This is a genomic window from Capnocytophaga sp. oral taxon 326 str. F0382 (genome assembly GCF_000318295.1).
In the GTDB taxonomy this organism is placed as follows: Bacteria; Bacteroidota; Bacteroidia; order Flavobacteriales; family Flavobacteriaceae; genus Capnocytophaga; species Capnocytophaga periodontitidis.
This window is the reverse complement of the sequence record NZ_KB291352.1, coordinates 1-2745: the sequence shown is the minus strand read 5'-3', so window position 1 is coordinate 2745 and position 2745 is coordinate 1. Positions and strand designations below refer to the sequence as shown.

General features: G+C 33.6%; 5 protein-coding genes and 1 pseudogene. 1 reads left to right on the top strand and 5 read right to left on the bottom strand.

Annotated features, from left to right (window positions below; translation table 11 throughout):
- Positions 1 to 49: 49 nt before the first annotated feature.
- A complete protein-coding gene (locus tag HMPREF9073_RS00060; RefSeq protein WP_009411937.1) occupies positions 50 to 841 on the bottom strand; it encodes a superoxide dismutase in 792 nt (263 codons plus the stop codon).
- Positions 842 to 870: 29 nt separating this feature from the next.
- Positions 871 to 1029, bottom strand: a pseudogene (locus tag HMPREF9073_RS15360) (IS1595 family transposase); the annotation flags it as partial.
- Between HMPREF9073_RS15360 and HMPREF9073_RS00055 the strand changes: the two are divergent.
- Positions 1001 to 1207 (top strand): hypothetical protein, encoded by a 207-nt coding sequence (locus HMPREF9073_RS00055; protein WP_009411936.1) that lies wholly within the window; start codon positions 1001 to 1003, stop codon positions 1205 to 1207. The pseudogene HMPREF9073_RS15360 and the gene HMPREF9073_RS00055 overlap by 29 nt on opposite strands.
- Before the next feature lie 67 nt (positions 1208 to 1274).
- Here HMPREF9073_RS00055 and HMPREF9073_RS00050 read toward each other — a convergent pair whose 3' ends face one another.
- The 3 genes from HMPREF9073_RS00050 to HMPREF9073_RS15810 are packed head-to-tail and all read right to left on the bottom strand — an operon-like array spanning position 1275 to position 2652.
- The gene (locus tag HMPREF9073_RS00050) at positions 1275 to 2300 is read right to left on the bottom strand and encodes a hypothetical protein (protein WP_009411935.1); all 1026 of its coding nucleotides are present in this window, start codon (positions 2298 to 2300) and stop codon (positions 1275 to 1277) included.
- A gap of 42 nt (positions 2301 to 2342) precedes the next feature.
- The gene (locus HMPREF9073_RS15620) at positions 2343 to 2501 is read right to left on the bottom strand and encodes a hypothetical protein (protein ID WP_157453460.1); all 159 of its coding nucleotides are present in this window, start codon (positions 2499 to 2501) and stop codon (positions 2343 to 2345) included.
- Positions 2482 to 2652: a hypothetical protein gene (locus HMPREF9073_RS15810; protein ID WP_009411933.1), complete on the bottom strand. Its 171-nt coding sequence runs from the start codon at positions 2650 to 2652 to the stop codon at positions 2482 to 2484. Before HMPREF9073_RS15810 ends, HMPREF9073_RS15620 begins: the two co-directional genes overlap by 20 nt.
- Between the last annotated feature and the right edge of the window lie 93 nt (positions 2653 to 2745).

The window sequence follows — 2745 nt, the reverse complement described above, 5'->3', positions numbered from 1 at the left end:
GCCGCAAAAGCGACTTTTTTGATGAGGGAACATACAGTGTTTTGTGCAATTAGGGTTTAGGGGTAATTGCTTTTTGATAGAGTTGTTCGGCTACATCCCAATCGATTACGTTGAAAAAGTTATTGATGTAATCGCCACGACGGTTTTGATATTTCAAGTAATAAGCGTGTTCCCATACATCCATTGCTAATACAGGGATACCCGATACGCCCAACCCTGGCATCAATGGATTATCTTGATTGGCAGTGCTCACGACTTGCAATTTACCGTTATTGACTACTAACCAAGCCCAACCAGAACCAAAACGTTTGGCACCTGCTTCGGCAAAGGCTTTTTTGAAGTTATCAAAGCTGCCAAAATCGCGATCGATAGCGGCTGCTAAGGCTCCTTTAGGGCTTCCGCCACTGGGTGACATCCCTGCAAAGTACATATTGTGATTGTAGTAACCACCGGCATTGTTGCGCAAGGTTGCATTGTTCATATCAAGAGTGCGAAGGAGTTCTTCGATGCTCATTTGCGCTTGAGGAGTACCTGCTACCGCCTTGTTGAGATTGTTTAAATAAGCTACATAATGTTTAGAGAAATGGATGAACATTGTTTCCTCATCGATATATTCTTCTAAACCGAAATATTTGTACTTTAGAGGTACAATATCAAAAGCACCTGCTTCGGCTTTTACATCTTTAGGGTCACCGTAGTTAGAGCCTCTTTGGACACCTATAACGGTCTCTTCTTGAGCTTTTTTAGTTTTTGTTTTTTTCTTCTGAGCGTAAAGGTCACCAGAAGTGAAGGCTGTAGCCAAAGCTACGGCGCTGAGAGTGATTGCGTTTTTGAGTTTCATATAATAAATTAATTAATTGAGGTGTCTATTTAGCTACATACTAATTGACTTTGGGAAACGGGAGAACGTTCCACAATTCTTTTCATTAATTTGTTAAAGATAGTATCTTTATGTTGTGAGCGATTAATTCTAAAACTGTATTCCGCTAAATATCGGTCTATGTTAACTTCTGATACCCAAGAATATATATCTCAAATCCTCTCCTTTACCGATGCCAACGGCAACGACACTACCAAAGAACAGGTAGAAGCCAACTATCGCCAGATAAAGTTAGATGTCGTTGAAATCATTGAACGTGAAAAGGAACGCATTGCCAACGACCCTGAGCTGAGGCATTTGGGGGAGAAGGAGGGAGAATATTCTTGATATAATAAATGTCATGTTTCAGTAGATAGATATTGATATTTCTAAAAGGATTATTCTATACATAGTTTTATTTCATTATTTCTCCAATCATAATATACGCCCCTTTTTCCATAAAGGCAGCTTCAAAAATTATGTATTTATCCTTATAAAAACCATATATACTTGATTCTATTGTAAAATCGCTCGTATTGTATTCTTTCCAAGTTTTTCCATAATCATATGAAAAGCGAATCGTAGGATAATACTCTTTTCTTTTATAGTCGCATACAAAATTTTTATAACGATATTTATATTTTTCATCTTTCGGTGAAAATTTAAATAATTCCCTCTCAGTTAGGTCGTAAATATACACAGTTCCTGTCACTAAATCAATTACCCCTAAATTAATCTCTCCAAAAACATCAGTTATGGTAGAGTATGTTTTTGTCAAATTTCGTATTGTTGTAAATTTTTCTTCTATAACATTATATCTAATTATTTTATTCTTATCTAAAAAAATTATATTTGCGTCTTTATCTTCTAATATGTAATTACCTTTAGTAACTATATTAGGAATTTTATAATTTACATTATTTAAAACATCTATTAATATAACATCTCCATTTTCATTATATGAAATAAAATTTCCATTAAATTTTATCTGAGAAATACTATTAGGAGAAAATTCTCTAATTTTTTTATATTTTAACGAGGTATTATCTAATAAGTAAATACAATTTTTAGCATTGTTTCCATAACCTCCTATATTAGTTTCTATTAAAGACTTTTTGCCATATGAATGGATAGAAACAATAGATTCTTCAGGAAATATGATTTCTTTGTATTCATTTCCTAAATCTTTAGAGATGAATAAAATGGCATTATCTTCTTTAGTGTCAAAGAAGTAGCTATCTTTTTCTGCTGCAATAAAAATGATAGATTCATCCAAAATTAGAAATTTTGTAACATTTAATCCTCTTTTAGATTCAATCCCTTTTCCGTAAATGTTTTCGTATAAGTCATATTTACTAATCCATTCCATTTTTCCTTGATTAATTATATTTTGGGTACAACTATTAAAAATAATAAAAATAATAAAAATATATATTTTCATACTAAAATATTCTAGGTCTGATAAATTTATCTAAAAAGTTCCTTAACATCTCATTAGGATTAGGCATATGAGGAAGGTAGGACGCAAAAAAGGAATACGCGGTGGGTATTCTTGTGCTGCTGCCTCTCCATAAGGGGTCGGTTTAAACAATTCAGCGGTGATAAACACAGAAAAAGTGGCATTACCTTTCATCTCTGTCATATCCTTGCTTAGCGTTAAGGTCTGTGGTTTGCAGGGCTATGGCATCTCTAACACTATCAGTTACAAAGTCCTGCACAGCAATAAAATGGCTGCTGCTTAGCTTCATTCCGTCTATCCAATTCACAGGATAATGGGTGAGTAGGTTGTTCATTGTTCTATCTTGTTTATTTGTTTTGCAAAGGTAAGGTTTTTTTTATTTAAGGTTTATAGTAGTCTTCCCAGCCATATTTTTTATATTCAGGAG

Coding starts and splice junctions, on each gene's coding strand:
- HMPREF9073_RS15810 (WP_009411933.1), bottom strand. CDS start 2,652: ATGAACAACCTACTCACCCATTATCCTGTGAATTGGATAGACGGAATG.
- HMPREF9073_RS00050 (WP_009411935.1), bottom strand. CDS start 2,300: ATGAAAATATATATTTTTATTATTTTTATTATTTTTAATAGTTGTACC.
- HMPREF9073_RS00055 (WP_009411936.1), top strand. CDS start 1,001: ATGTTAACTTCTGATACCCAAGAATATATATCTCAAATCCTCTCCTTT.
- HMPREF9073_RS00060 (WP_009411937.1), bottom strand. CDS start 841: ATGAAACTCAAAAACGCAATCACTCTCAGCGCCGTAGCTTTGGCTACA.
- HMPREF9073_RS15620 (WP_157453460.1), bottom strand. CDS start 2,501: ATGACAGAGATGAAAGGTAATGCCACTTTTTCTGTGTTTATCACCGCT.